The 909-nt window shown below is 62.4% G+C and carries 1 protein-coding gene; it reads right to left on the bottom strand.

Going from position 1 to position 909, the window contains the following annotated elements:
- Positions 1 to 19 precede the first annotated feature (19 nt).
- Positions 20 to 909, bottom strand: an 890-nt coding sequence (locus M3149_RS22660) for an IS110 family transposase (protein ID WP_251711611.1), incomplete at its 5' end; no start/stop codon positions are given.

The following is a 909-nucleotide window of genomic DNA, read 5'->3' on the forward strand; positions in this document are numbered from 1 at the left end:
TGAGGTTCTATGTTTTTCGTCAAGCCGGTTTTGGCAGCAAGCGCGCTGGATCGAAGGTCTCGCTGCCTTTCCAGACCGCGAATGCCACACGCAACAGCTTGCGGCCCAGGATCACCAATGCCTCGGTGGTGGTGAAGCCCTTTGCACGGATCGCCTGGTACAGAGGCTTGAGGGCCTTGCTGTGACTCGCGGCGAAGCCCGCCAGGTACATCTGTCGACGCAGCAGGGCCGATCCCTTCTTGCTCAGGCGCCTTCGTCCGCGCTTGGTACCAGAGTCGTGAGGACGCGGGTCCAGGCCGCTGTAGGCGACCAACGCATCGGCGTTGGCAAACTCGAAGCGGCTCAGCAGTGTGGCCAGCAGCGCCGAGGTCTGGGGTCCGATGCCTGTGATGGTGCCCAGGCGTTTGCATCCCAGCGCCATCTTCTCGTCGCTGGCGATCAGGGTCTTCGCCTGATCGTCTATCGACCGCAACAACGTGTCGAAGGCAGCCTGCAACTGCGAAATCGCGTCGCCATCGATCGCACAGGAGTTCAGGACCTGACGCAAAGCCACGCGATGTGTGACCACCTGGGCACGGCGCGTGAGCAGCTCTTGCAGCCGCTGCTGCACCGGGCTGCCCGGCTGCCAAGGGTGCAACTGAGCGTAGTGCTCGCTCAGATAGCGGGCAATCACGCTCGCATCCACTGCATCGGTTTTGGCCCGTGTTCCCAGGGCTCTGGCATAGAAGAAGACGTCGCGCGCATTGAGCACGTAGACCGTGAAGCCGGCCTGTCTGGCCAGGTGGGCCAACAGGCCGTGATACGACCCGGTGGACTCCATGGCGATGAGTGCATAGGCTGGTATCTGCGCAAGCCAGTTCGAGATGCTTGCAGCGTCGTTGGCAATGCAGTGCACTCGTCGCTGATCGC

The sequence above is a fragment of the Hydrogenophaga intermedia genome, assembly GCF_023715105.1.
Classification (GTDB): domain Bacteria; phylum Pseudomonadota; class Gammaproteobacteria; order Burkholderiales; family Burkholderiaceae_C; genus Hydrogenophaga; species Hydrogenophaga intermedia_A.